The organism is Geodermatophilus aquaeductus (assembly GCF_900182545.1).
Taxonomy (GTDB): Bacteria; Actinomycetota; Actinomycetes; order Mycobacteriales; family Geodermatophilaceae; genus Geodermatophilus; species Geodermatophilus aquaeductus.
The window spans coordinates 906472-930355 of sequence record NZ_FXTJ01000001.1; the positions used below are offsets into that span (position 1 = coordinate 906472).

The 23884-nt window shown below is 76.6% G+C and carries 25 protein-coding genes and 2 riboswitches; of the genes, 11 read left to right on the plus strand and 14 right to left on the minus strand.

Annotated features, from left to right (window positions below):
- Window positions 1-10 precede the first annotated feature (10 nt).
- Window positions 11-2095, plus strand: a complete 2085-nt coding sequence (locus FN207_RS04425; protein WP_246065756.1) for a SpoIIE family protein phosphatase — start codon at window positions 11-13, stop codon at window positions 2093-2095.
- 3 nt (window positions 2096-2098) lie between these two features.
- On the opposite strand, the gene FN207_RS04430 is transcribed toward FN207_RS04425, so the two are convergent.
- Entirely contained in the window at window positions 2099-2506 is a 408-nt protein-coding gene (locus FN207_RS04430) for an ATP-binding protein (protein WP_246065757.1), read from the minus strand.
- Window positions 2507-2718: 212 nt separating this feature from the next.
- Here FN207_RS04430 and FN207_RS04435 point away from each other — a divergent pair, with 212 nt between their 5' ends.
- Window positions 2719-4116 (plus strand): uracil-xanthine permease family protein, encoded by a 1398-nt coding sequence (locus tag FN207_RS04435; RefSeq protein WP_142457064.1) that lies wholly within the window; start codon window positions 2719-2721, stop codon window positions 4114-4116.
- Window positions 4117-4143: 27 nt separating this feature from the next.
- Here FN207_RS04435 and FN207_RS04440 read toward each other — a convergent pair whose 3' ends face one another.
- The 7 genes from FN207_RS04440 to FN207_RS04470 all read right to left on the minus strand — a co-directional run bounded on the left by FN207_RS04440 (window position 4144) and on the right by FN207_RS04470 (window position 12097).
- A complete protein-coding gene (locus tag FN207_RS04440) occupies window positions 4144-7179 on the minus strand; it encodes an acetoacetate--CoA ligase (protein ID WP_142457065.1) in 3036 nt (1011 codons plus the stop codon).
- The gene (locus FN207_RS04445) at window positions 7176-7883 is read right to left on the minus strand and encodes a 4'-phosphopantetheinyl transferase family protein (protein ID WP_142457066.1); all 708 of its coding nucleotides are present in this window, start codon (window positions 7881-7883) and stop codon (window positions 7176-7178) included. Before FN207_RS04445 ends, FN207_RS04440 begins: the two co-directional genes overlap by 4 nt.
- A gap of 47 nt (window positions 7884-7930) precedes the next feature.
- Window positions 7931-8557, minus strand: a complete 627-nt coding sequence (locus FN207_RS04450) for a thiamine phosphate synthase (RefSeq protein WP_142457067.1) — start codon at window positions 8555-8557, stop codon at window positions 7931-7933.
- The gene (locus tag FN207_RS04455) at window positions 8554-9444 is read right to left on the minus strand and encodes a thiazole synthase (protein ID WP_185938151.1); all 891 of its coding nucleotides are present in this window, start codon (window positions 9442-9444) and stop codon (window positions 8554-8556) included. Before FN207_RS04455 ends, FN207_RS04450 begins: the two co-directional genes overlap by 4 nt.
- A complete protein-coding gene (thiS, locus tag FN207_RS04460) occupies window positions 9445-9645 on the minus strand; it encodes a sulfur carrier protein ThiS (protein WP_110909265.1) in 201 nt (66 codons plus the stop codon). It abuts the gene before it with no gap.
- Complete coding sequence (gene thiO, locus FN207_RS04465; RefSeq protein ID WP_142457068.1) at window positions 9636-10757, minus strand: glycine oxidase ThiO; 1122 nt, start codon at window positions 10755-10757, stop codon at window positions 9636-9638. Before thiO ends, thiS begins: the two co-directional genes overlap by 10 nt.
- Window positions 10754-12097 (minus strand): purine-cytosine permease family protein, encoded by a 1344-nt coding sequence (locus FN207_RS04470; RefSeq protein WP_142457069.1) that lies wholly within the window; start codon window positions 12095-12097, stop codon window positions 10754-10756. The genes thiO and FN207_RS04470 overlap by 4 nt, the downstream gene beginning before the upstream one ends.
- Window positions 12087-12199: riboswitch (TPP riboswitch) on the minus strand. It overlaps the preceding gene by 11 nt.
- A gap of 32 nt (window positions 12200-12231) precedes the next feature.
- Between FN207_RS04470 and FN207_RS04475 the strand changes: the two genes are divergently transcribed.
- The 5 genes from FN207_RS04475 (at window position 12232) to thiD (ending at window position 15765) form a co-directional block, all read left to right on the plus strand.
- The gene (locus FN207_RS04475; RefSeq protein ID WP_142457070.1) at window positions 12232-12831 is read left to right on the plus strand and encodes a TenA family protein; all 600 of its coding nucleotides are present in this window, start codon (window positions 12232-12234) and stop codon (window positions 12829-12831) included.
- Window positions 12828-13454 (plus strand): TenA family protein, encoded by a 627-nt coding sequence (locus FN207_RS04480; protein WP_142457071.1) that lies wholly within the window; start codon window positions 12828-12830, stop codon window positions 13452-13454. The genes FN207_RS04475 and FN207_RS04480 overlap by 4 nt, the downstream gene beginning before the upstream one ends.
- Window positions 13447-13543, plus strand: a riboswitch (TPP riboswitch). It overlaps the preceding gene by 8 nt.
- Window positions 13536-14321 (plus strand): hydroxyethylthiazole kinase, encoded by a 786-nt coding sequence (thiM, locus tag FN207_RS04485; RefSeq protein WP_142457072.1) that lies wholly within the window; start codon window positions 13536-13538, stop codon window positions 14319-14321. It overlaps the preceding riboswitch by 8 nt.
- A complete protein-coding gene (gene thiE, locus FN207_RS04490; RefSeq protein WP_142457073.1) occupies window positions 14318-14953 on the plus strand; it encodes a thiamine phosphate synthase in 636 nt (211 codons plus the stop codon). The genes thiM and thiE overlap by 4 nt, the downstream gene beginning before the upstream one ends.
- Window positions 14950-15765, plus strand: coding sequence for a bifunctional hydroxymethylpyrimidine kinase/phosphomethylpyrimidine kinase (gene thiD / locus FN207_RS04495; RefSeq protein WP_142457074.1), 816 nt, complete (start codon window positions 14950-14952; stop codon window positions 15763-15765). Before thiE ends, thiD begins: the two co-directional genes overlap by 4 nt.
- 31 nt (window positions 15766-15796) lie before the next feature.
- Here thiD and FN207_RS04500 read toward each other — a convergent pair whose 3' ends face one another.
- Both FN207_RS04500 and FN207_RS04505 read right to left on the minus strand, forming a co-directional pair.
- Window positions 15797-16696, minus strand: coding sequence for a DUF1028 domain-containing protein (locus tag FN207_RS04500; protein WP_142457075.1), 900 nt, complete (start codon window positions 16694-16696; stop codon window positions 15797-15799).
- Entirely contained in the window at window positions 16693-17331 is a 639-nt protein-coding gene (locus FN207_RS04505) for a TetR/AcrR family transcriptional regulator (RefSeq protein ID WP_142457076.1), read from the minus strand. Before FN207_RS04505 ends, FN207_RS04500 begins: the two co-directional genes overlap by 4 nt.
- A 54-nt stretch (window positions 17332-17385) precedes the next feature.
- Between FN207_RS04505 and FN207_RS04510 the strand changes: the two genes are divergently transcribed.
- Complete coding sequence (locus tag FN207_RS04510; RefSeq protein ID WP_221888020.1) at window positions 17386-18291, plus strand: alpha/beta fold hydrolase; 906 nt, start codon at window positions 17386-17388, stop codon at window positions 18289-18291.
- A 6-nt stretch (window positions 18292-18297) separates the two neighbouring features.
- On the opposite strand, the gene FN207_RS04515 is transcribed toward FN207_RS04510, so the two are convergent.
- The 3 genes from FN207_RS04515 to FN207_RS04525 form a co-directional block, all read right to left on the minus strand.
- Window positions 18298-19593 (minus strand): Nramp family divalent metal transporter, encoded by a 1296-nt coding sequence (locus FN207_RS04515; protein WP_142457077.1) that lies wholly within the window; start codon window positions 19591-19593, stop codon window positions 18298-18300.
- A 163-nt stretch (window positions 19594-19756) separates the two neighbouring features.
- Window positions 19757-20386: a superoxide dismutase gene (locus FN207_RS04520; protein WP_142457078.1), complete on the minus strand. Its 630-nt coding sequence runs from the start codon at window positions 20384-20386 to the stop codon at window positions 19757-19759.
- A 99-nt stretch (window positions 20387-20485) separates the two neighbouring features.
- Window positions 20486-21214 carry a Mut7-C RNAse domain-containing protein gene (locus FN207_RS04525; RefSeq protein ID WP_142457079.1) on the minus strand — a complete coding sequence of 243 codons (729 nt, stop codon included), beginning with the start codon at window positions 21212-21214 and terminating at the stop codon, window positions 20486-20488.
- A gap of 134 nt (window positions 21215-21348) precedes the next feature.
- On the opposite strand from FN207_RS04525, the gene FN207_RS04530 reads away from it, so the two are divergent.
- The 3 genes from FN207_RS04530 to FN207_RS04540 all read left to right on the plus strand — a co-directional run bounded on the left by FN207_RS04530 (window position 21349) and on the right by FN207_RS04540 (window position 23337).
- Complete coding sequence (locus FN207_RS04530; protein WP_142457080.1) at window positions 21349-21861, plus strand: VOC family protein; 513 nt, start codon at window positions 21349-21351, stop codon at window positions 21859-21861.
- A 74-nt stretch (window positions 21862-21935) separates the two neighbouring features.
- On the plus strand, window positions 21936-22739 hold the full coding sequence (locus FN207_RS04535) for an SDR family NAD(P)-dependent oxidoreductase (RefSeq protein ID WP_142457081.1): 804 nt from the start codon (window positions 21936-21938) through the stop codon (window positions 22737-22739).
- Window positions 22740-22761: 22 nt separating this feature from the next.
- Window positions 22762-23337, plus strand: coding sequence for a GNAT family N-acetyltransferase (locus tag FN207_RS04540; RefSeq protein ID WP_221888021.1), 576 nt, complete (start codon window positions 22762-22764; stop codon window positions 23335-23337).
- Here FN207_RS04540 and FN207_RS04545 read toward each other — a convergent pair.
- The gene (locus FN207_RS04545) at window positions 23321-23767 is read right to left on the minus strand and encodes a rhodanese-like domain-containing protein (protein WP_142457082.1); all 447 of its coding nucleotides are present in this window, start codon (window positions 23765-23767) and stop codon (window positions 23321-23323) included. The two genes, FN207_RS04540 and FN207_RS04545, sit on opposite strands and share 17 nt — an antisense overlap.
- Between the last annotated feature and the right edge of the window lie 117 nt (window positions 23768-23884).

Below are 23884 nucleotides of genomic sequence, written 5' to 3' on the forward strand. Positions count from 1 at the left end.
CCGCTGCCCCGTGACCGTCCCCGAGCAGCGTCCGGGCTCGCCGGGAACGGCACCCCGGCCGCTGTCCTCGCTCCCCGACGACCCCGAGGTCAGCCGGCTGCGCTTCGAGCTGGCGATCGACGCCGCCGGCATCGGCAGCTTCGACTGGGACCTCGTGTCCGGGAAGCTGTCCTGGGACGACCAGCTCCTGGAGATCTTCGGCTACGACGCCGGCGGCTTCGACGAGACGATCGGGGCCTTCGCCGCGCGGCTGCACCCCGACGACCGCGACCGGACGCTGGGCGCGCTGCAGGAGGCCATCGAGAGCTGCGGCGCCTACGACGCCGAGTTCCGCGTGGTCCTGCCCTCCGGCGAGACCCGCTGGGTGCAGGGCCGCGGCCGCGCGCTGGCCGACGGTCGCGGGACGGCGGTCCGGCTGCTGGGCGCCGGCATCGACACCACCCGCCTGCGCGAGGGCGACGCCCGCGTGTCCCGGGTGCTGGAGACGATGCGCTCGGCGTTCTTCGCCCTCGACCGGGAGTGGCGCTTCACCTACGTCAACGCCGAGGCCGAGCGGGTGCTGCACCGCACCCGGGACGAGCTCGTCGGCGGGGACATCTGGGAGCTGTTCCCGGCCGCGATCGGCAGCGACTTCGAGGTCAGCTACCGCGCGGCGATGGAGCGCGGCGAGGAGCGGGTGTTCGAGGCGTACTACCCGCCGCCGCTGGACGCCTGGTACGAGGTCCGCGCCTGGCCGGGGCCCGACGGGCTGTCGGTCTACTTCCTCGACGTCACGGAGCGGCGCGCCGCCGAGCAGCGGGCCCGCGACAGCGCCGCCCGGCTCGCGCTGGTCGCCGAGGTCAGCGCGATCATGTCGGCGTCGCTGGGCTCCGGCGGCGCCGAGGAGCCGGCGCTGCAGCGGGTCGCCGAGGCCGTCGTCCCGGTGCTGGGCGACTGGGTGATCCTCACGCTGTCCACCGGCGAGGACGGCCGGATGCGCGACGTCGCCAGCTGGCACCGCGACCCCGCCCTGCGGGCCACCACCGCCGCCTACGCCGACCTGCGGCTGGCCTCGGTCCCCTCGGACGCGCCCGTGCTGCAGGCCCTGGAGTCCGGCCGGCTGCTCACCGTCGCCGACGTCCCGGCGGTCATCCGCCCGACGCTGCCCGAGGGCGGGGTGCGCGACGCCTTCGACGCGCTCGCCCCGCAGACGGCCGTCACGCTCCCCCTGCTGGCCCGGGGGCGCACGCTCGGCGCGCTCAGCGTCTACCGCGGCGCCGACCGGCCGGCGGCGAACGCCGAGGAGGTGGCGGCCGCCCGCGAGGTGGCCGACCGCGTCGCGCTGGCGCTGGACAACGCCCGGCTGTTCGACCAGCAGCGGCGGCTGGCCGAGGCGCTGCAGCGCAGCATGCTCACCGCGCCGCCGCAGCCCGACCACGCCGAGATCGTCGTGCGGTACCAGCCCGCGGTGGAGGTCGCCCAGGTCGGCGGGGACTGGTACGACGCCTTCCTGCAGCCCGACGGCGCCACGGTGCTCGTCATCGGGGACGTCGTCGGCCACGACACCGAGGCCGCGGCGACCATGGGCCAGCTGCGCGGCATGCTGCGCGGCATCGCCTACCGCGGCGACGTGCCGCCCGACGCCGTCCTCGGCGAGCTCGACGCCGCCATCGACGCGCTGCGCATGGGCTCCATGGCGACCGCGGTGGTCGCGCGGGTGGAGCAGACGCCGGAGCAGCGCGCAGCCGGGACGACGACGCTGCGCTGGGCCAACGCCGGGCACCCGCCGCCGCTGCTGCTCCTGCCCGGCGGCGAGGTGCGCACGCTGGGCAGCGAGCGCGGCCAGCTCATGCTCGGCGTCGACCCGGCCGCCGTCCGGACGTCGGCGGCGGTGGAGGTGCCGCGCGGCTCCACGCTCCTGCTCTACACCGACGGGCTGGTCGAGGGCCGGGACCTGCTGCTCGACGACGGCATCGGGCTGCTGCGGACGGCGCTGACCCGCCTCGCCGACCTCCCGCTGGAGCGGCTGTGCGACGCGCTGGTCGCCCGGCTGCGCCCCGAGGGTCTCCAGGACGACGTCGCCCTCGTCGCCGTCCGCCTGCACCCGCACGGCTGAGCCTCACCGGGTCGGGAGGACCGCCCAGACGGTCTTGCCGTCGCCGTCGACGTACCAGCCGTGCGCCGACGACAGCTCGGCGATGAGGTAGAGGCCCAGGCCACCCTCGGAGGGGTCGCGGTCGACGGCGGGGGTCGGCGGGGTGGCGGCGGCGCCGTCGGAGACCGCGACGAGGAGGGCGTCCCCGGTGCGCCGGACCGCGGCCTCGACGTGGCCGCCGCCGTGGCGCAGCGCGTTGGAGGCCATCTCGTCGAGCACGAGGACCAGCCGGTCGCGCAGGTCGGCGAGGCCGTCCACGACCTCGGAGCGGCGCAGCTCCTCGCGCATCCCGGGCAGCTCGGCGACGTCGGAGAGCTCCCAGCGCAGGCCGTCCCCTGCGGGCGGGGGTGGTGCCGACGGCCAGCCGGGCACGACTGGTCCTCGTCTCACCTGGTGCTCCCCGTGGTCGTGCCCGGATCTCGGACGCGAAGTCGAACACCTGCGTATGGCTCGCGCGCTTGGGCGGTAAACGCCGCTGCGAGCAGCGTCACAGGCGCGGAGCCGGAACGCCGTCGTCACGGTGGTGGAACACGCGACCGGGACCGTTCCCGGGGTACCGACGTCCCCGCCCGAGGAGACCCCCGATGGCCCTGTCCACCCCCCGGGCGCGCACCGCCGCGCCCGCCCCGCAGGACCCCGCCGACCCCGACGCGCGGCCGCCGTGGCGCGTGGCCGTCCCGCTCGGCCTGCAGCACGTCCTGGCGATGTTCACCTCGAACCTGACCCCGGCGATCCTGCTGGCCGGCGTCATCGGCGCCACCACCGGCGAGGCCACGCTGCTGGTGCAGGCGGCGCTGCTGTGCGCGGGGCTGGCCACCCTGCTGCAGACCGTCGGCATCGGCCCGGTGGGCAGCCGGCTGCCGCTGATGATGGGGTCGGGCTTCGCGTTCATCGCCGTCGCCGTCCCGCTGGCCGAGGAGCACGGGCTGTCGGCGGTCCTCGGCGGGGTGCTGGTTACCGCCGCCGTGCAGGTGGCCATCGCGCTCGGCATCCACCGGGTGGTCGGGCTGTTCCCGCCGGTGGTGACCGGCACGATCATCCTGGTCATCGGCCTGGGCCTGCTCCCCAGCGGCCTCACGCTGGCCGCCGGCGGCGCGAACTCCCCGGACTTCGGCTCGCCGGTCAACCTGGGCATCGCCGCGCTGGTCTGCCTGCTCGCCGTGGCGCTCAACCAGTTCTGCCGCGGGCTGCTGTGCACCGCCTCGGTGCTCGTCGCCGTCGTCGTCGGCTACCTGGTGGCCATCCCGTTCGGCCTGCTCGACCTCTCCGGCGTCGGGGACCGGCCGCTGGTCGCCGTTCCGCTGCCGTTCGAGTTCGGGCTGTCCTTCCCGCTGGTCGCCGTCCTGTCGATGGCGGTCGTCGGGGTGGTCAACATGGTCGACTCCGTCGGCACGGTGCACGCGGTCACCGAGGGCGGCGCCGGGCGGCCGGCCACGACGCGGGAGCTGCGCGGCGGGATCCTCGCCGAGGGCGGCAGCGCGGTCCTCGGCGGCGTCTTCGGGGCCCTGCCGACGACGATGTTCAGCCAGAACATCGGCCTGGTGGCGCTGACCAGGCAGATGAGCCGGCACGTGGTCACCATCGGCGCGCTGGTGCTGGTCGGGCTGGCGCTGCTGCCGCAGGTGGCCGCGGTGCTCGCCGCCATCCCGCCCGCGGTGCTCGGCGGCGGCGTGCTCGTGCTGTTCGGCATGGTGTGCGCGATCGGCGTGCAGATGCTGTCCAAGGACGGCCTGGACACCCGGTCGCTGCTGATCGTCGCGCTGTCGCTCGCGCTGGGCCGCGGCATCGCCTCGGCGCCCGCGGCGCTGGACCGGGTCACCGGCCAGTGGGGCGCGCTGTTCGACTCGGGGATCGTCGTCGCGGCCGTCGTCGCCGTGGTGCTCAACCTGGTGCTGCCCGGCCGGAGGCGCGCCGACGGCCCCTCCTCGCCTGCCGAGGTCGTCGTGGCCGACGTCGCGGAGCGGCCGGCGACGGCGGGCTGACCCACCCGCGGTGCCGGCCCGGGGCGGTCAGCGGGCCGGCACCGCCCGGGCCTCCGACACGCGCAGGGCCTCGGACAGACGCAGGGCCTCGGACACGCGCGCCGCCAGCTCGGCGGCGTGCTCGGCGGCGAGCAGGTCGTGGTGCGCCCCGGGGACGTCGACGACCGTCAGGTCCGGCACGACGCGCCGTAACGCGTACAGCTGGTTCATGATCACCGGGATCCGCCGGCGGGCCCGGAAGTAGCTCACCGGCCCGGCGTAGGGCCCCCACACGTGCCGGTTGAACGCCTCCTCGCTGCGGCGCAGCACCTCCTCGTCCGGGGTCGACGGTCCGGGAGCCGGCAGCAGCCGCCGGAGTGGGCCGGCGCGGAGGAAGTCCGCCACCGTGTCCCCGGCCATGCCCGGCACGAGGCGGGCCGCGAGCGCGGCCAGGTGGTACAGCCGCTGGGCGTTGCGGGACAGCTGACCGGTCGGCGGGAGCAGGTCCAGCAGGCCGACGAAGCGGACCTCGCGCCCGCGCGCGCTGAGCAGGCGGGCCATCTCGAGGGCGACCAGCCCGCCGAAGGAGTAGCCGGCCAGCCGCACCGGGCCGGTGGGCTGCAGCTCCTCCAGTCGCTCGGCGTGCCGGCGGGCCAGCTCGGCGATCGAGGCCTCGCCGACGCCGTCCGCGGTGCCCAGGTGGGCGGTCAGCCCGTGGACCGGGGCGTCGGTGTCCAGGGCCGCGACCATCGACCGGTACAGGTCGACGTCGCCCTGCGGGCCGTGGACGAGGACCAGCGGCGGGACGCCGGGCGCACCCTCGCGCAGCACCTCGGCGGCTGCGTCCCGCCGGCCCTCGACGGCCAGGACCGCGGCCAGCCCGCCGATGGTCGGCGCGGCCACGAGGTCGTCGACACCCACCGGCCGGCGCAGCTCGCCCCGCAGCCGGCGCAGGAGCGTCATCGACTGCCGGGAGGTGCCGCCCGCGTCGAAGAAGTCGGCGTCCTCGGGCACGGGCCCCCCGAGGACCTCGGCGAACACCCGGGCGACGACCTCGTGCACCGTTCCCCCGTAGCCGTCCCCCCGGGCCTCCGCCGGCTGGTCCGCCGCGGCCCGCGCCCGCGCCTGCGTGGCCGCGAGGGCGGCGGCGATCCCCTGCAGGGACCCGGGGTTCCGCAGCGCGGAGGCGTTCCGGACGGGCTCGCCGTCGAGGACCGACCGCGCCGCGCTCTCCGACCGCTTGCCGTTGTGGGTGAGCGGCACCTCGTCGACGGCCAGGACCAGCGAGGGCACGTGCGCTGGGGAGCCCTCCCGCCGCAGCGTCGAGCGGATCCGCAGCGCCAGCGCGTCGTCCATGCCGACGCCCGGCCGCAGGACGACGAGGAGCGCGAGCCGCGTGCTGCCGGGAGCGTCCGGGTCGCGGGTCTCGACGGCCATGGCGTCGGCGACGCCTGGCACGGCGCGGACGATCGTGTAGATCTCCGACGGGCCGATGCGGATGCCGTTGACGTTGAGGACGCCGTCGGAGCGGCCGTGCAGCCGCGCGGACCCGTCCGGGTCGATCTCGATCCGGTCGCCGTGGGTCCACGCCCCGGGGTGCGCGGCGAAGTAGGCCCGGTGGAACCGCCGGCCGTCGGGGTCGTCGAGGAAGTGGACCGGGCGCGACGGGAACGGGTTGCGGCAGACCAGCTCGCCGACCTCCCCGAGCACCGGGGAGCCGTCCTCGCCGAGGGCCGCGACGTCGAGGCCGAGGCTCAGCGACTGGGCGCGCCCGCGGCGGACCGGCAGCTCGGGATGACCGAGGACGAAGCAGCCGATGATGTCCGTGCCGCCGGAGATCGACTGCAGGGGCACCGGGCCGACGGCGTCGGCCACCCAGTCGAACTGCCACTCGTGCAGGACGGCGCCGGTGGAGAGCACCGCGCGCAGCGCCGGGAGGGCGACGGCGTCCCGCGGCCGGTAGCCGGCGTCCTGGCACAGCTGCAGGTAGGCCGGGCTGGTGCCGAACACGGTGACCCCGTGGCCGGCCACCAGCTCCCAGAGGGTCTCCGGACCACGGACCGGGCCGTCGTAGACGACGACGTGCGCGCCGACGGCCAGGGCCGACAGCTGCCAGTTCCACATCATCCAGGCGGTGGTGGTGTGGAAGTAGAGCGTGTCGCCAGGGCCGAGGTCGCCGTGCAGCCGGTGCTCCTTGACGTGCTCGAGCAGCGTGCCGCCGGCGCCGTGCACCATCGCCTTCGGCGGGCCGGTGGTCCCGGAGGAGAACATGACGAACAGCGGGGAGTCGAAGGCCTGGCGGGGCCACGCGGGGCCGAGGTCGTCGGGAGGGACGGCGGCCACCAGGGCGGCGAGGGAGGCCACCGACACCCCGTCGAGCGCGGGCAGCGGGCCGTCGTCGAGCAGCAGCACCCGCCGGACCGTCGGCAGTCCCGCGAGCACGGTGCCGAGGACCTCGTCGGGGCCGGCGCCGTCCTGCCCGAGGCCGGTGCGGTCCACGAGCGCCGTACCGGCGCCCACCTGGCCGAAGCGGCCGACCAGGGTGGTGGGGCCCATGTCCGGCGTGGCCGTCGAGAGCGTGGCCCCGAGCGCGGCGACCGCGAGCGCCGCGACCGCGGTCCCGGCCGAGTTGGGTGCGATCGCCAGCACCGTGTCGCCGGGGCTCGTGCCCAGCTCGGCCAGCGCGCGGGAGGTGCGCCGGACGGCCCTCCGCAGCTCGCCCCGCGTGAGGCGGTCCACCGTGCCGTCCCCGTGCACCGACGTGAGCGCGGGTGCGTCGTCGCCGGCACCGGGCAGGGTGCGCAGCAGGTTCTCCGCGTAGTTGAGCCGCAGGTCGGGGAAGAACCGTGCGCCCTCGACGTCGTCCCCCGTGCGGACCGGCTCGGCCGACCCCTCGACGACCAGGTCCGACCAGGCGAGCAGGGTCCGCCAGAAGTCGTCGGGGGAGCGGACCGACCACTCGTGCAGTGCCGTCGCGGTGGGCAGCGCACGGCCGGCGACGGACTCGGCCCGGACGCGGAAGTCCGCGATCTGCGGCGCCCGGCCGGAGGGCACCGGCGGCGGAGCGGGGACGAGCACGGTCATCGAGGACCTCCGGGGGTCAGGCGGACGACGTCGAGGCGGTCGGGCACCAGCGGCGCGTCGCAGGCGAGGCTGGCGACGTACTCCTCGGGCACGGCGACGGGCGCGAGCGCCCACGGTCCCACCCTCCCGATGTCGGCCACCGGTGTCTCCACCCCGGCCGGCGGGCGGCGGAGGCCGGTCCCCTCCGCCTTGAGGACCGCCTCCTTCTGCGTCCAGCACCGGGTGACGGCGCGCAGCCGCACGGGCCCGGGGAGCAGGACCGCGAGCCGCGCCAACTCCGCCGGGCTCAGCCAGCCCTCGTCCGCGGCGGCGGCGGCCTCCTCGTCGCGGTGGCGCTGGACGTCGATGCCGACGGTGGCGCCGGCCGCCACGGCGACGAGCGCCACGCCCTCGCTCGCCGAGCAGGACAGCCCCAGGCCGGAGCCGGGGAGCACGGGGCGGCCGCCGGTGGTCTGCAGCGGTACGTCACGCGGTGCGACGTCGAGCAGGAAGCCGAGGACCCGGCGCAGGCCCGAGCGGAGCAGCACCCGCCGGCGGCGGACGGAGGGGGCCCCGCGGTCGGCGCGTTCCCGTTCGGCCGGAGTCAGGTCGGTGGCCGCGAGGGTGAGGTCCCATCCCCTGTCCGTCAGGTCGAGGACACGGAGAGTGATCTCGGCGGGCAGCGCCGGGGAGGTGGCCAGCCGTTCCGACGTCCGAGTCGACATCCCGCTCCGCGCACCCGCGGGAGGTCCCCCGCACCGGGTCCCCGACGCTAGACCCGGCCCCCGTCCGTGCCAACCCACCTCCGCGCGGGTGCGGGGGCGGCGGCCAGCGCGGCGCAGTAGCCGGCGACGACGGCGGGGTCGCGCATCGCCGGCCCCATGACGGCGATCCCGGACGCCCCGGCGGCGAGGCAGTCCGCCACGTCGCCGGGGCGCACGCCGCCGAGCGCCAGCACCGGCGGGGCGCCCCGGACCAGCGCCGCCAGGCCCGCCGGGCCGAGCGCCGGGCCGTAGCCGGGCTTGGACGCGGTCGCCCCGTACGGGGACAGCGTCACCCAGTCGCAGCCTTCCGCCGCCGCCCGCGCCAGCTCGGCGGCCGAGTGGCAGGAGCGGCCCACCAGCGGCGGGCGGACGGGCGGGAACGGGTCGGCGGCCGACAGGTGCACCGGCAGCCCGGCCGGCGCGGACGCCGCCCCGCCCCACACGAGCAGCCCACCCACGGGGTCGAGCACCGCCCGCAGGTCGTGCGCCAGCGCCGCCCGGTCGGCGGCGGGGAGGTCCTTGTCGCGCAGCAGCACCGCCCGCGCGCCGGCCGCCACGGCGCCGGCCACCACCTCCGGCAGCGGGCGGGCCGCCTGCGTCCGGTCGGTGACGACGAGCAGACGGGGGACGCTCACAGCGCGGGCAGCCCCTCGAACGACGTCGAGGCCTCGGCGTGCCAGCGGCGCGGGATCCGCCCGGCCAGCTTCGCCAGCCGCCCGCCCTCGACGGCCTGGCGCATGGCCAGCGCCATCCGCTCGGGGTCGCGGGCGCGGGTGACGGCGGAGGCGAGCAGGACGGCGTCGCAGCCGAGCTCCATGGCCAGCGCGGCGTCCGAGGCGGTGCCGATGCCGGCGTCCAGCACCACGGGGACCTCCACGGCCTCCCGCAGCAGCGCGACGTTGTGCGGGTTGCGGATGCCCAGCCCGCTGCCGATCGGCGAGCCCAGCGGCATGACCGCGGCGCAGCCGGCATCGGCCAGGCGGCGGCCCAGCACGGGGTCGTCGGTGGTGTAGGCGAGGACGGTGAAGCCCTCGGCGACCAGCTGCTCGGCGGCGTCGAGCAGCTCGACGGCGTCGGGGAGCAGCGTGCGGTCGTCGCCGATCACCTCGAGCTTGACCCAGTCGGTGCCGAACGCCTCGCGGCCGAGCCGGGCGGTGCGCACCGCCTCGCGGGCGGTCATGCACCCGGCGGTGTTGGGCAGCAGCCGCACGCCGGCGCGGTCGAGCACCTGCATCATCGAGCTGGTGGCCGACGCCTCCACGCGGCGCAGCGCGACGGTGACGAGCTGGGTGCCGGAGGCGCGCACCGCGGCCTCCAGCGCCTCCAGGCTCGGCACGCCGCCGGTGCCGAGCAGCAGCCGCGAGGTGAACGTCTCGCCGCCGAGGACGAACGGGTCGCCGGCCTCCTCGGCGGCGAGGGCGGGCGCGAGGTCCTGGGGGAGGCCTTCAGTCCGGTCCTCCTGGCCCCCGTGCAGGGGCCCGCCGCGAGCTTGCGAGCGGTGGGGGGCAAGGGGGTCCTTCATTCAGCCTCCTGCGGTCGGGGCGAGCACCTCGACGGCGTCGCCGGGGGCCAGCCGGGTCGCCGTCCAGCTGCTGCGGGGGACGACGTCGCCGTTGCGGGCCACGGCCACGCGGTCGTGGCCGGCCGCGCGGGCGGCGACCAGGTCGGCGACGGTGGCGTCGTCGGCCAGCTCGGCCGGGGCGCCGTTGACGGTCAGCTCCACACGGGGCTCCTCTCGAAGCGGTCGGCGGTGAAGGGGGCGGCCACCTCCGGCAGCTCGCCGGTGGCCAGCAGCTCCGCGGTCGCCTCGGCGGTCACCGGGGTGAGCAGGACGCCGTTGCGGTGGTGGCCGGTGGCCAGCACGAGCCCGGGCAGCGACGAGGGACCGAGCAGCGGCGCGTTGTCCGGTGTGCCCGGCCGCCAGCGGGCCAGCGTCTCGGTCAGCTCCAGCTCGCCGACCTCCGGGACGACGTCGATCGCGTCGTGCAGCAGGTCGTGCACGCCGCCGGCGGTGACCCGGGCGTCGAAGCCGCGGTCCTCGGAGGTGGCGCCCACGACCAGCCGGTCGCCGCCGTAGGGGACCAGGTAGACCTGCCGGCCGCGGACCAGCGCGCGCACGGTGCCCTCGAGCAGCCCGGCGGCGCCGGCCAGCCGCAGGACCTGGCCCTTCACCGGGCGCACCGGCAGCGGCGGGACGCCGGGCAGCTGCCCGCTGCGGGCGCCGAGGGCGAGCACCACCCGGTCCGCCGGGAGCACCCGTGACGCCAGCCGGAGCCCTCCCGCGCGGCCGCCGTCGGTCACGACCTCCGCGACGCGGTCGCGCACCAGCACGACCCCGGCGGCCTCCGCCGCGGCGAGCAGCGCGGCGTGCACGGCCCGGCCGTCCACCGAGTGGTCGCCCTCGACCAGCAGCCCGCCGCGCACCCGGGTGGCCAGCGCGGGCTCCCGGCGGCGGGCCTCGCGTGGGGTCAGCCGGTGCGCGGCCAGGCCGAGCTCCCGCTGGAAGGCGTGCAGCGCGTCGAGCTCCCGGACGTCGTCCTCGTCGAACCCGACCACCAGCGTGCCGGCGGTGCGCAGGCCGACCGGCGTCCCGGCGGCCGCCTCCAGCTCGGCGGCGAAGGCCGGCCAGCGGGCGAGGGAGTCCAGGCCGAGGCGCAGCAGCGGCTCCTCGCGGTAGCCGGCCTCGGTGACCGGCGCGAGCATCCCGGCCGCCGCGGCCGAGGCGCCGGCGCCGGGGGCGTCGTCGACGACGGTCACCGACAGCCCGCGCCGCGCCGCCCGCCAGGCGACCGCCAGGCCGACGAGCCCGCCGCCGGCGACCGCGACGTCGGTCACCGGCGCCGACCGGCCAGGACCAGCGGCCGGATCACCAGGGGCACCGTGAGCACGACGGCCACGGCCAGCCCCACCAGCGACGCCGACCAGCCGTTGGCCGGGTCGATGCCGAGGTCGGCCTGCCACGCGCTCCACCACGCCGTCCAGCCCGCGCCCGGCCCGGGGAAGTACGTGGGCAGGGTGAGCTGGTAGGCGACGAAGCCGGCGAGCCACGGCAGCAGGTACAGCGGCCGGGCCGGCGCGGCGTCGGAGGTGTCCCAGCCGCCGCGCGGGGTGAGCCAGTAGGCCACGAGCAGCACGCCGGCCAGCGGCACGAAGACCGCGCCGATGAGGAAGAGGAACGGCTCGTAGGCGGCGACGTCGAAGGTCAGCGCCAGCAGCGTCGCCACCGCACCGACGACGACGGCGAGCACCCGGCGGTCCAGCCGCGCGACGACGTTCTGCGCCGACACCGCCGTCGAGTAGAGGTTGGCGAACGCCTCGTCGAGCTCCACCGACACCAGCACGAGCACCGCCACGGCGCCGAGCGGCACGGCCAGCAGCGCGCCGATGACGTCGATGCCCGCACTGCCGTAGGCGGCCAGCGCCAGCACACCGAGGGTGAACATCACGACGGTGGCGACGCCGTAGCCGACCGCCGACCCGACGCCGGCGGCCCGGGCGCTGCGCGCGTGGCGGGTGTAGTCGGCGGCCAGCGGCAGCCACGAGACCGGCAGCGCGATGACGATGTCGGCCGCCGTCCAGAACGACGTCGCCCCGCCGCCCTCCAGCGGGGGCAGCGGCTCGGCCAGGACCTGCACGTACAGGTAGACGACGGCCGCGAGCGCGGCCCAGACCGCGTAGCGGGCCAGCACCCGGACGACGCCGAGCGGCCGCAGCGCCATGAGGGTGGCCAGGGCGCCCGCGGCGACGACGAAGGGCCAGCGCGGCGCGTCGAGCACCCGGGACGCGGCCTCGGCGATGACCACGATCTCGAACGTCGCCCAGCCGATGCACTGGACGAGGTTGAACGCCGTGGGCAGCCAGGAGGTGCGGCGGCCGAGCAGCCCGCGCAGCAGCACCATCCCCGGCACGCCCTCGCGGGCCCCGGCCGCGGCGACCGCGCCGAGCAGCGCCGCCCCGATCGCCGCGCCGACGACGACGGCGGCGAGGGTCACCGCCAGCGGGCGCCCGGGCAGGACGACGAAGACGGCCGCCACCGGCAGCAGCACGCTGATGCCGAGGTTGGCCCACAGGCCGAGGGACTCGCCCAGGCCCATCGTGCGCGGCGGCGCCTGGTCGAGGGTGAGAGGTGCATCAGGGGTGCGGACAGCGGTACGGACAGGGTCCGACGTGCTCATGAGCGCTCCCTACGCCGGCATTACCCGGTCAGGTTCCAGCGGTCGGCGGCGCACGCAGCCGCCCTCTCAGCCCGGTTGCCCCGAGCTCCCGCACATGGCGCGGCCACCATACGCACGCCGTAACGTGCTCCGCCGTGCCGGTCGCCGAGCTGCTCGTCCGCCACGCCGACGCGTGGACCCGGGCCACCCGATCCCCGTTCCTCGACGCCGTCCGCGACGGCTCACTGCCCCCGGCGGTGTTCGACACCTGGCTGGTGCAGGACGCGCACTTCCTCGGTGACCTGCTGCGCTTCCAGGCCCGGCTGCTGGCCCGCGCGCCGCGTCCGGCGCAGGCGGTGCTCGCCGGCGGGTGCGTCGCGCTGGTCGGGGAGCTGGACTGGTTCGGTCGGGTGGCCGCCGCGCGGGGCCTGGACCTCGACGCGCCCCAGCTCCCGGCCACCATCGCCTACGGGGACCTGCTGTACCGGCTCGACGCCGCGGACGTCGGCACCGCCCTCGTCGCGCTGTGGGCGGTCGAGCGCGCCTACCTCGACGCGTGGTCCGCGGCGAGGCCCGGCGCCGAGCTGTACCGGCCGTTCGTCGAGCACTGGACGACGCCCGCCTTCGCGGCCTACGTGGCCGGGCTGGAGGCGGCGGCCGACGGTGCCGCGGTCGACGACGCCGGCGCCGACGACGCCGCGGTGTTCCTCGAGGTCGCCGAGGCGGAGGCGGCCTTCTGGGAGATGCCGCGGTGAGCCTGTCGGCCCGGCTGTGGGCGGACAACGCCGACCTCGCCGCCGCCGCGCTGGAGCACCCGTTCGTCACCGGCGTCGCCGACGGCACGCTGCCGCGCGGGCGGTTCGCCGGCTACGTCGCCCAGGACGCGTTCTTCCTCGAGGCCTTCGCCCGCGCCTACGCCCTCGGGGTGGCGCACAGCCGCGACCGCGCGACGCTGGAGGCCCTCGCCGACCTGCTGGCCGGCGTCCGGGAGGAGTTGCGGCTGCACGACGGATACGCCGCCCGGTGGGGCATCGACCTGACCGCCGTCGCCCCGGCGCCGGCGACGCTCGCCTACACCGAGTTCCTGCTGGCCACGGCCGCGCTCGGCGACGTCGGGGAGCTGTGCGCGGCGATGACGCCGTGCATGCGGCTCTACGCCCACCTCGGTCGGGCCCTGGTTCCACGTGCAACCGGGCCGTACCGGGAGTGGGTGGACACCTACGCCGACCCCGCGTTCGAGGAGCTGGCCGCCACGCTCGAGGCGCTGCTGGACCGGGTCGCCGTCGACACCCCGGCCGTGCGGCGGGCGTACCGCCGGGCGATGGAGCTGGAGCTGGGCTTCTTCACCGCCGCCTGGAGTACCTTCGCGGACCAGTGACTCGGGGTGTCCGCCGTCCGGCGGACTGAGAACACACCCGTCGAACCTGTCCAGGTCATGCTGGCGAAGGGATGTCACGGCGTGGATGCCGCTGCTCTGACCGCTGCCCGATCGGCGCTGACGAGCGCCGCGCCGCTCGTGCACTGCCTCACGAACACCGTCGTGCAGACGCTCACCGCCAACGCGCTGCTCGCCGTCGGCGCCGCCCCGGCGATGGTCGACGAGCCGCTCGAGGCCGAGGGCTTCGCCGCGGTGGCCTCGGCGGTGCTCGTCAACGTCGGCACCGTCAACCAGCGGACGGCGGAGGCGATGCGGCTGGCCGCCCGGTCGGCGTCGGCCGCCGGCACGCCGTGGGTGCTCGACCCGGTCGCCGTCGGCGGGCTCGCGTTCCGCACCGAGCTGGCCGCCGGGCTGCTCGGGTCCCGCCCGGCCGTCGTGCGCGGCAACGCCTCCGAGGTCATGGCGCTGGCCGGGGCCGGCTCGGGCGGGCGCGGGGTGGACTCGACGAACAAGGCGGACGACGCGCTCGACGCCGCCGTCGCCCTGGCCGGGCGCACCGGGGGAGTGGTCGCGGTGAGCGGGGAGGTCGACGTCGTCACCGACGGGACGCGCACCGTGCGGGTCGGCGGCGGCTCGGTCCTGCTCACCCGGACCACGGGTGCCGGCTGCGCGCTCGGCGCGCTGGTCGCCGCCTACGTCGCGGTGACCGGTGACCCGCTCACCGGCGCGGTCGCCGCGCACGCGCACGTGGCGCTGGCCGCCGAGGCGGCGGCCGCCGTCGCCGCGGGCCCGGGCACGTTCGCCCCGCTGTGGCTCGACGCGCTCGACGCCGTCACCGACCTGTCCGCCGCGCAGGTGACCGCGTGAGGCCCGCGTTCGACCCGGCGCTCTACCTGGTCACCGACACCGCGCTGGCCGGCCCGCGCGGCGTGCCCGAGGTCGTCCGCGCGGCGGTGGCCGGTGGCGTGACCGCGGTGCAGGTGCGGGACAAGACGGCGTCGCGGCGCGAGCTGTACGCGCTGACCCTCGCCGTGCGGGAGGTCCTGGCCGGCACGGGGGTGGCGCTGTTCGTCAACGACGCCGTCGACGTCGCGCTGCTGGCCGGCGCCGACGGCGTGCACGTCGGGCAGGACGACCTGCCGGCGGCGGAGGTGCGCGCGCTCATCGGCCCCGACCGGCTGCTCGGCCTGTCCGCCGGGTCCGACGACGAGCTGGCCGTCGCGCTCGCGCTGCCGCCGGGCACGGTCGACGTCGTGGGCATCGGGCCGGTGTGGTCCACGCCCACGAAGCCCGACGCCGGCACCGGTCTCGGGCCCGAGGGCGTCGCGGCGCTCGCGGCGAAGGCGGCGGCCGGGGGCCTGCGCTCGGTGGCCATCGGCGGCATCGACGTCGGGCGGGCGCCGCTGGTCACCGGGGTCGACGGCATCTGCGTGGTCTCCGCAGTCTGCGCCTCGCCGGACCCCGCCGCCGCGGCGCGCGCCCTGCGGAGCGCGCGGTGACGCCGGTCGCGCTCACCGTCGCGGGCAGCGACCCCAGCGGCGGCGCCGGCATCCAGGCCGACCTGAAGACGTTCAGCGCCCTCGGTGTCTACGGCACCGCCGTCCTCACCGCGCTGACCGCGCAGAACACCCGCGGCGTCACCGGCGTGCACCCGGTGCCCGCGGCGTTCGTGGGGGAGCAGATCCGCACGCTGCTCGACGACGTTCCCGTGCACGCGGCCAAGACCGGGATGCTCGGGACCGCCGACGTCGTCCGAGAGGTCGCCGCGGCGCTGGCCGGCCGCGCCGCCGGGCCGCTCGTCGTCGACCCGGTCATGGTCGCCACCAGCGGCGACCGGCTGGTCGACGACGACGCGATCGCCGCCGTCCGCACCGAGCTGCTGCCCGTGGCCGAGCTGGTCACCCCGAACGTGCCCGAGGCGGCCGCGCTGCTCGGCGTCGCGCCGGCCGGCTCGGTCGACGAGCTGGCCGCGCAGGCCGAGGCGCTGCTCGAGCTCGGGCCCGGCGCCGTGCTGGCCAAGGGCGGCCACCTCGGCGGGCCGGAGAGCGTCGACGTCCTGGCCACCGCCGACGGCGTCGTCGTCACCCGCCGGCCGCGGGTGGACACCACCGCCACCCACGGCACCGGCTGCACGCTGTCCTCGGCGATCGCCGCGCTGGTGGCCCGCGGGGTCGGCGGCCCGGGGCGGTGGGAGCCGGTGGTCGAGCAGGCACGCGACCACCTGCAGCGGATGCTCGAGGGCGGGGCGTCGCTCGGGATCGGCTCCGGCCACGGCCCGGTGCACCACTTCGCCGGGATCTGGTCCGTCTGACGCTGCTTTCCGCGGGTCAGGTGCCGCGGGGTCAGGTGTTGTCGGGCAGGAGCCGGTCGAGCAGGTCCTGGGGCAGCAGGCCGGCCGGGCCGAAGCGGCGGGCCGCCTCGAGGAACTGCGGTGCGGTGGCCGCGAGGTCGGCGAGCATCCCGCGTGCGGCCTCCTCGCGCCCGGCCAGGGCGGCGACGACGGCGCGCCAGAGCACCTGGTCCGGCTCGGTCTCCGGGTCCTGCGGGCGCAGCTCCTCCAGCTGCCGGTCGGCGGTGAGCGGGTCCCCGTCGAGGGCGAGCTGAAAGGCCGTCACCACCCGCTGGTAGCGCAGCCGCCTCGCCACGAGCCGGTCGAGCTCGGTGACGGGATCGGGGTCGTCGTCGACGCGCAGGTCGACGACCCGGTCGTGCCACGGGCGGCCGGTCGTCCGCGTCCGCACGACCATGACCGCGGCGGACCGCCGCCCCCGGAGGTCACCGCCGGAGTCCTCGGCCGCGTGGAGCGAGCGCAGCAGCCGCTGCGCCAGCGGCCCCGGGGTGGACTCGAAGGCGGCGACCATGGCCTCCCACACGTGCGCGCCGGTGACCAGGTTGGCCAGCGCGCCACAGTCGGCGCCGGCCAGGTGCCCGGCGGCGGGCACGCACGCGTCGCCCGTGAACAGGGCGACGTCCCCGGACGGGCCGAGCAGGGCGACCTGGCGCCGCTCGGGGTGCGGGTCCACGCTCTGCAGTGCGGTGAGCACCTCCTGCGCGCTCAGGCCGCCTCGGAGCAGGTCCAGCCCGATCTCGCCGTACATCGGCTCACCCATCGACTGGGTCGCGATGACGCCCTGGCCCGGGTGGGCGAAGGGCACGCTGCTGCCGACGGCGAAGGCCTGGGACTGGGTGGCGACACCCATCTCGCCGGTGTCGCGGTCGCGGGCGACGATCGAGTACGTCATCCCGCCTCCGTCACCCGCGGTCCGGCGCCCCGCACCCGCCCCGTGAACAGCCGGTCGAGGCGGTAGCGGACCACGCGCAGGGCGTCGTCGACGTCGCGCTGCTGCCCCAGCACGCTGCTGACCAGGCCGTTGGTGAGCGCGAGCAGGCCGACCACCTCGATGCGCGGGTCGACGTCGCCCGGCACGTCCCCGGCCTCGACGGCCTCGGCGAGCACCCCGGTGAGCCAGCGCTCCAGCGCGTTTGGCGCGTAGCGGCCGTCGACCGCCTCGGCGGGGTCGGTGAGGCCGGCGGCGTAGTAGGCGGTCCAGGCGAGCTGGTCGGCGCGGCTGTCGTCGTCGGTGGGCAGGATCGCGCCGAGGACGACGTCGAACACCGTGCGCGGCGGCAGGCCGGTGCCGATGGCAGCGGCCCGCTCGCGGACTCGCCGGTCGAGCCGCGCGGCGAGCTCGGTGACGCCGGAGAGCATCAGCGTCCTCTTGTCGGTGAAGTAGTACTGCACCACCCGCAGCGAGACGCCGGCCTCGGCGGCCACCTCGCGCATCGACACCGCCTGCAGCCCGCGGGTGCTGGCGATGCGCAGCAGGGCGGCGGTGAGGTGCGCGCGCCGCTCGTCGTGGTCGACCCTGCGCGGCATCGGCACCTCCTTCGTGGTACGACTGTATCCCCGTCGACGCCCCCGGAGGCAGCCGTGACCATCCTGACCGCACACTCCGGGGACCTCGACATCGCCTACGAGGTGCTCGGCGACCCCGGGGGCGAGCCGCTGCTGCTGGTGATGGGTCTCGGCGCGCAGATGGTCGGCTGGCCCGACGGGTTCTGCGCCGAGCTCACCGCCCGCGGCTTCCGCGTCGTCCGCTTCGACAACCGCGACGTCGGGCTGTCCACGCACCTCGACCGGCCGGTACCCAGGCGCGCGTGGTCGCGGGTGCCGGCCGCCTACACGCTGGCCGACATGGCCGGCGACGCGCTCGCGGTGATGGACGCCGTCGGGTGGCCGGCCGCGCACGTCGTGGGCGCCTCGCTCGGCGGGATGATCGCCCAGCAGCTCGCCGTGTCCGCGCCGGAGCGGGTGCTGTCGCTGACGTCGGTGATGTCGACGCCGTCCCCGCGGATCGGCCGGATGCGCCCGCGCACGGTGCTGGCGCTGGTGCGGAGGGCCCGGAGGCTCGCGAAGGAGCGGGGCCCGGCGACGACGCCCGAGGCGATGGCGGACGTCATGGTGGCGATGCAGGAGGTCACCGGCTCGTCCGGCTACCCGGCCCGGCGCGAGGACCACCTGGAGATGCTGCGGGTGGCCATGGCCCGCGACGACTCGGGACTGAGCGGCCCGGGCGCCAAGCGGCAGAACGCCGCCGTGCGGATCGCGCCGGACCTGCGCCCGGCCCTGGCCGCGGTGCGGGTGCCGACGCTGGTGGTGCACGGCGACGGTGACGTGGTGATCCGGCCCGAGGGCGGCCGGGCGACCGCGGAGGCGGTCCCCGGCGCCCGCCTCGTCGTCCACCCGGGGATGGGCCACGAGCTGCCGCGGGCGCTGTGGCCGGCGATCGCCGACGACGTCCGCGCCGTCGCCGACGAGGCCGCCCGCCGCGCCTGAGGTGGGTCAGGAGACGAAGCCGATCAGCAGGTGGGCGTTGAGGCCGATGATCAGCGCGGCCACCACGCCGCCGACGACCGTGGTGACCCGCCGGTTGACCCAGCCGCCCATGAGGTCGCGGCGGCTGGTCAGCCACAGCAGCGGCACCAGCGCGAACGGGATGCCGAAGCTGAGGACCACCTGCGACCACACCAGCGCCGTGGTCGGGTCGCCACCCAGGACGAGCACCGCCAGCGCCGGGGTGAGGGTGACCAGCCGGCGGGCGAGCACCGGGATGTGCCGCTTGAGGAACCCGGCCATCACCACCTGGCCGGCGTGCGTGCCCACCGAGGAGGAGGCGAAGCCCGAGGCCAGCAGCGCGAGGGCGAAGGCGAGCGCGGCGCCGGTGCCCAGTTGGTCGCCGAGGCCGGCGTGCACGCCCTCCAGGGAGGTCACCTCGTCGGCGTTGCCGGTGAACAGCTGTGCGGCGATGACCAGCATGGCGGCGTTGACCAGCCCGGCCATGCCCATGGCCAGCAGGACGTCGAGGCGCTGGGCCCGCAGCAGCCGGCGCCGTCCCTGCTCGGTCTTCCCGGCGGTGACGACGTCGCCGTAGCGGCCCGGCGTGAGCGCGGAGTGCACGTAGATGACGTGCGGCATGACGGTGGCGCCGAGGATGCCGGTGGCCAGCACCAGGCTCTCGGGGCCGTCGAAGGAGGGGACCATGCCCCCGGCGACGCCGCCGAGGTCGACCCCCGCGCCGAACAGGGTGTACGCGAACCCGGCGCCGATCACCAGCAGCAGCCCGGTGATGACCCGCTCGAAGGGCCGGTGCCCGCGCGACTGCGCCCCCAGCAGCGCGAACGCGACGACGGCGGTGATGAGCCCGCCGATCGGCAGCGGCACCCCGAACAGCAGGTTGAGCGCCACGGCGCCGCCGACGATCTCGGCGAGGTCGGTGGCGATGGCGACCGCCTCGGCCTGCACCCACAGCCCCCAGGTGACCGGCCGCGGCAGCCGCTCGCGGCACAGCGTGGCGAGGTCGCGGCCGGTCGCGAGGCCGAGCTTGGCCGTCAGCGACTGGATGAGCATCGCCATGAGGTTCGCCGCGACGATCACCCACAGCAGCGTGTAGCCGAAGGAGGCGCCGCCGGAGAAGTTGGTGGCGAAGTTGCCGGGGTCGACGTAGGCGACGGCGGCGACGAAGGCCGGGCCGAGCAGGGGCCAGATCCGGCGGCGGCCGGTGGGGGCCGGTGGCGGGGTCTTGGGGGTGCCGACCAGCGTCGTCGGCAGGACGGCGGCCTCGGTCTTCGACAGGTACACGGGGGCCTCACAGGACTGCGCAGCGGGGGACGGGGGAGGGTCTCGTCCCTGGTCTGCCCGCCGGGGGTGTCACGGTCGGGCCAGGACGTGGCCCGCGGGGGCCGAGGTGAGGCTTCCCTGTGCCGTCCCGGGGCCGCGGGCGTGCCGCGGCCCCGGGACCGGCTCAGGCCGCGGGGACGATGAGCCCGGCGGTGGCGGTGCGCGCCCGCGTGAAGCGCTCGGAGACGTCGGCCCAGTTGATGACGTTCCACCAGGCCTTCACGTAGTCGGCCTTCACGTTCTGGTACTGCAGGTAGAAGGCGTGCTCCCACATGTCGAGCAGCAGCAGCGGGACCAGCCCGACCGCGAGGTTGCCCTGGTGGTCGTAGAGCTGGCAGATCAGCAGCTTCTGGCCCACGGAGTCCCACGCGAGGATCGACCAGCCCGAGCCCTGCACGCCGTTGGCGACGGCGGTGAAGTGCGCCTGGAACGCCTCGAACGACCCGAACTGGTCGGTGATCGCGGCGGCGAGCTCGCCGTCGGGCCGGTCGCCGCCGTCGGGGCTCATGTTCGGCCAGAACACCGAGTGGTTGACGTGCCCGGCCAGGTTGAACGCCAGGTTCTTCTCGTGCAGGTTCGCCGTGCCCAGCCCGTCGTTCTCGCGCGCCTCGGCGAGCTTCTCCAGCGCGGTGTTCGCCCCGGTCACGTAGGTCTGGTGGTGCTTGTCGTGGTGCAGCTCCATGATGCGGCCGGAGATGTGCGGCTCCAGGGCTGCGTAGTCGTAGGGCAGGTCCGGGAGCACGTACTCGGGCATGGGGTCTCCTCCGTCAGGCTGGGTGGACACCCGTCGTCCTGCCCGGGAGGGATGACACGTCGGGGCCGACCCGTGGCCCGCGCGGGCCAGCCGTCCGGGTCAGCCGGTGGTGAGGCGCCGCGCGCGCTCGACGAGGGCGTCGATGCGGCGGGCGTGCGCGCCGCGCCAGTAGACCCGCCCGCACCCGGGGCAGCGGGAGAACTCGGTGGCGGTGCGCCGGGTGCCCGGCTCCAGCTCGCCGGCCACCGCGGCGGCGTCGACGGCGACCGGCACGCCGTTGCACGCCGGGCAGCGGGTGAGCGGGGCCAGCGGCGGGCGGAAGCGGTCGAGGACGTCGTCGAGCTGGGCGTCGGGCGAGGAGCCCCGCACCCATGCCCCGGCCGGCAGCGCCCGGCGCATGAGCAGGCCGCGGTCCTGGGTGAGCAGCACCCGCCGCTCGGCGACGGCCGCGGCCACCAGCTCGGCGTCGTCGGCGTCGGGGGCGCGGGCCTCCGGCGACCACGCGGTGTCCAGGCCGAGCAGCCGCATCCGGCGGGCGAGCGCGCCCAGGCCGACGTCGAGCAGGAACCCGCCGGGCGGTACCGGCTGGGGCCGCGGCGCGGGGTGGACGGCGATCGTCGCCCCGGGCGGCGGCTGGACGTCCCGCCCCACCGCGACGCCGTCGACGAGCACCGCACCCACCTCGGTCAGTGGGACGCCGGCGGCCTGCACCAGGTGGCCGACGGTCGCGTCGGGATCCGCGAGGAGCACGCGTCGCCCGGCCGCGCGGTCGCGGGCGGGCAGCAGCGGCCGCAGCCGGTCGTCGACCGCGACCGTGACCGTGACCATGCCTGGGGCGATACCCACGATAGATACTTGAACGTTCATCAACATGAGCGCACACTCGGTCCCGGGCACCTCCGCGGAAGTGCACCGTGCATCTCCGCGGAGATGCGCCGGAACGCCTCGAACAGGAGCCCGCCATGCCGGTCCAGCGCCTCAACCACGCCGTCCTCTACGTCCGCGACGTCGAGCGCAGCACCGCCTTCTACCGCGACGTGCTCGGCTTCCGCGTGAAGGTCGAGATCCCCGGCCGGGCGGTGTTCCTCCAGGCCGAGGGCTCGACCAACGACCACGACCTCGGCCTGTTCGCCGTCGGGACCGGCGCCGGTCCCTCCCAGGCCGGGCGCGCGACCGTCGGGCTCTACCACCTGGCGTGGGAGGTCGACACGCTCGCCGAGCTCGTGCGGGTCCGCGAGGCGCTGGTCGCCGCCGGTGCGCTGGTCGGCGCCTCCGACCACGCCACCACCAAGGCCCTCTACGCGCAGGACCCCGACGGGCTGGAGTTCGAGGTCTCCTGGCTGCTGCCGGCCGACCTGATCGACGACGAGGTCCGCGCGCGGGCGATGGCCATCCGCCCGCTGGACCTCGACGCGGAGATCGCCCGCTACGGCGCGCAGACCCGGGGCGGACTGGGCGTCTCCGTCCCGGCCTGAGCCGATGGGTCGGACCCCGTTCGGTTGGGCATGACGCGGGTCGACCGCAGCCGGACCGACCCCCGGGAGTCCCCGTGACCCTGCCGACCGCCCGTCCCCTCGCCCTCGTCACCGGCGCCTCCAGCGGCATCGGCCTGGAGCTGGCCAAGCAGTTCGCCGAGCACGGCTACGACCTCGTCGTCGCCGCGGAGGACGACGAGCTCGACGCCGCCGCCGAGACGCTGCGCGGCCTGGGCGCCGCCGTCTCCCCGGTGCGCGGCGACCTGACGAGGTACGAGGACCGCGAGCTGCTCGTGGCCGCCTGGCGCGGCTCGGGCCGGCCGCTGGCCGCCGCGGCCATCAACGCCGGCGTCGGCGTCGGCGGCGCCTTCGTGGACACCGACCTCGACGCCGAACTCGGCATCGTGGCCCTGAACTGCGGGTCCACGGTGCACCTCGCCAAGCGCGTCGCGCAGGACATGGCCGCCGAGGGTGAGGGCCGGATCCTGTTCACCTCCTCGGTGGCCTCGCAGGCGCCCCAGCCCTTCCAGGCCGTGTACGGCGCGAGCAAGTCCTTCGTGCAGCACCTGTCCCTGGCGCTGCGCGAGGAGCTCTCCGACAAGGGCGTGAGCGTCACCGCGCTGCTGCCCGGCCCCACCGACACCGAGTTCTTCGACCGCGCCGACCTGACCGACACCCGGATGGGCGCGACCGATGCGAAGGACGACCCCGCGCTGGTCGCCCGCCAGGGGTTCGAGGGCCTGATGAAGGGCGAGGCGTCGGTCTTCGCCGGGTCCCTGGCCAGCAAGGCGATGGGCCGGCTGTCGGCGGTCACGCCCGGGAACGTGGCGGCCAAGCTCAACCGGAAGATGGCCGAGCCGGGCTCCGCCGGGAGCTGAGCCCTCCGGCACGATCCGGGGCGTGACCGAGCTCCTCCCCGCCCCCGTCGAGGTCCCCGCCGGCCCGCTGCTGCTGCGTCCGTGGCGGGCCGGCGACGCGCCGGCCGTCCTCGCCGCGCTCACCGACCCCAGCACCGACGTGTGGAGCAACCCGGGCCGCGTCGCCACCCCCGGCGACGCGGCCGTCTGGGTGGCCCGACGTGCCGACTGGAGCAGCGGGCAGATCGCCGCCTGGGCCGTCGCCGACGCGGCCACCGGCGAGCTGCTCGGCTCGGTGAACCTGCACGCGATCGACCGGCACCAGGGCGACGCGGAGGTCGGCTACTGGACCGTCCCCGCGGCGCGCGGGAGGGGTGTCGCGCCGCGCGCCGTCGACGCGGCTGTGCGCTGGGGCTTCGCCACGCTGCCGGTCGACCGGGTCGAGCTCGTGCACGCCGTGGAGAACCCGGCGTCGGGGCGGGTGGCGGAGAAGGCCGGGTTCACCTTCGAGGGCCGGCTGCGCCGCTCCTACCGCTACGGCGACGGCGTCAAGCGCGACGAGCTGCTGTGGGCCCGCCTGGCCGACGACGACGTCCCCGACCTCAGCAGCCGCAGCTGACGGTGCGCGGCGCGGTGAGCGGGTCGACGTCGGGCCGGGTGAGGCCGTCGGCGGTCTCCACCGGCAGTCCCTCGCGGGCCCAGTACTCGAAGCCGCCGATCATCTCCCGCACCCGGTAGCCGAGCAGCGCCAGCGCGAGCGCGGCGCGCGTGGCGCCGTTGCAGCCCGGCCCCCAGCAGTAGGTGACCACCGGGACGGACCTGTCCAGCTCGGCCTCCGCGCGGGCCGCGACCTCCCGGCCGGGCAGGTGCACCGCGCCGGGGACGTGCCCCTGGTCCCACGCTTCGCGGCTGCGGCTGTCGAGCAGCACGAAGCCCGGGGCGCCGGACTCCAGCGCGGCGTGCACGTCGCTGACGTCGGTCTCCACGGCCAGCCGGCGGGCGAAGTGCGCGGCGGCCTCGGCGGGGTCGGTGCTCCAGTCGGTGGTCACGCCGTCGAGCCTGGGCACTCCGGCGCCTCGTGGCGAGGTCGCCGCCTGCCAGGAACCGCACCGATCCGGACGCGTCCGGGGGGTGACGTCGGTGGAGAGTCTCTCTAGAGTGGCTCT

Excerpts from the sequence above, each read along its gene's own strand:
- FN207_RS04470 (WP_142457069.1), bottom strand. The coding sequence starts at position 12,097 with ATGAGCACGTCGGACCCTGTCCGTACCGCTGTCCGCACCCCTGATGCA.
- FN207_RS04500 (WP_142457075.1), bottom strand. The coding sequence starts at position 16,696 with ATGACGTACTCGATCGTCGCCCGCGACCGCGACACCGGCGAGATGGGT.
- FN207_RS04530 (WP_142457080.1), top strand. The coding sequence starts at position 21,349 with ATGCCGGTCCAGCGCCTCAACCACGCCGTCCTCTACGTCCGCGACGTC.
- FN207_RS04445 (WP_142457066.1), bottom strand. The coding sequence starts at position 7,883 with ATGTCGACTCGGACGTCGGAACGGCTGGCCACCTCCCCGGCGCTGCCC.
- FN207_RS04440 (WP_142457065.1), bottom strand. The coding sequence starts at position 7,179 with ATGACCGTGCTCGTCCCCGCTCCGCCGCCGGTGCCCTCCGGCCGGGCG.
- FN207_RS04520 (WP_142457078.1), bottom strand. The coding sequence starts at position 20,386 with ATGCCCGAGTACGTGCTCCCGGACCTGCCCTACGACTACGCAGCCCTG.
- FN207_RS04505 (WP_142457076.1), bottom strand. The coding sequence starts at position 17,331 with ATGCCGCGCAGGGTCGACCACGACGAGCGGCGCGCGCACCTCACCGCC.
- FN207_RS04435 (WP_142457064.1), top strand. The coding sequence starts at position 2,719 with ATGGCCCTGTCCACCCCCCGGGCGCGCACCGCCGCGCCCGCCCCGCAG.
- FN207_RS04525 (WP_142457079.1), bottom strand. The coding sequence starts at position 21,214 with ATGGTCACGGTCACGGTCGCGGTCGACGACCGGCTGCGGCCGCTGCTG.
- FN207_RS04455 (WP_185938151.1), bottom strand. The coding sequence starts at position 9,444 with ATGAAGGACCCCCTTGCCCCCCACCGCTCGCAAGCTCGCGGCGGGCCC.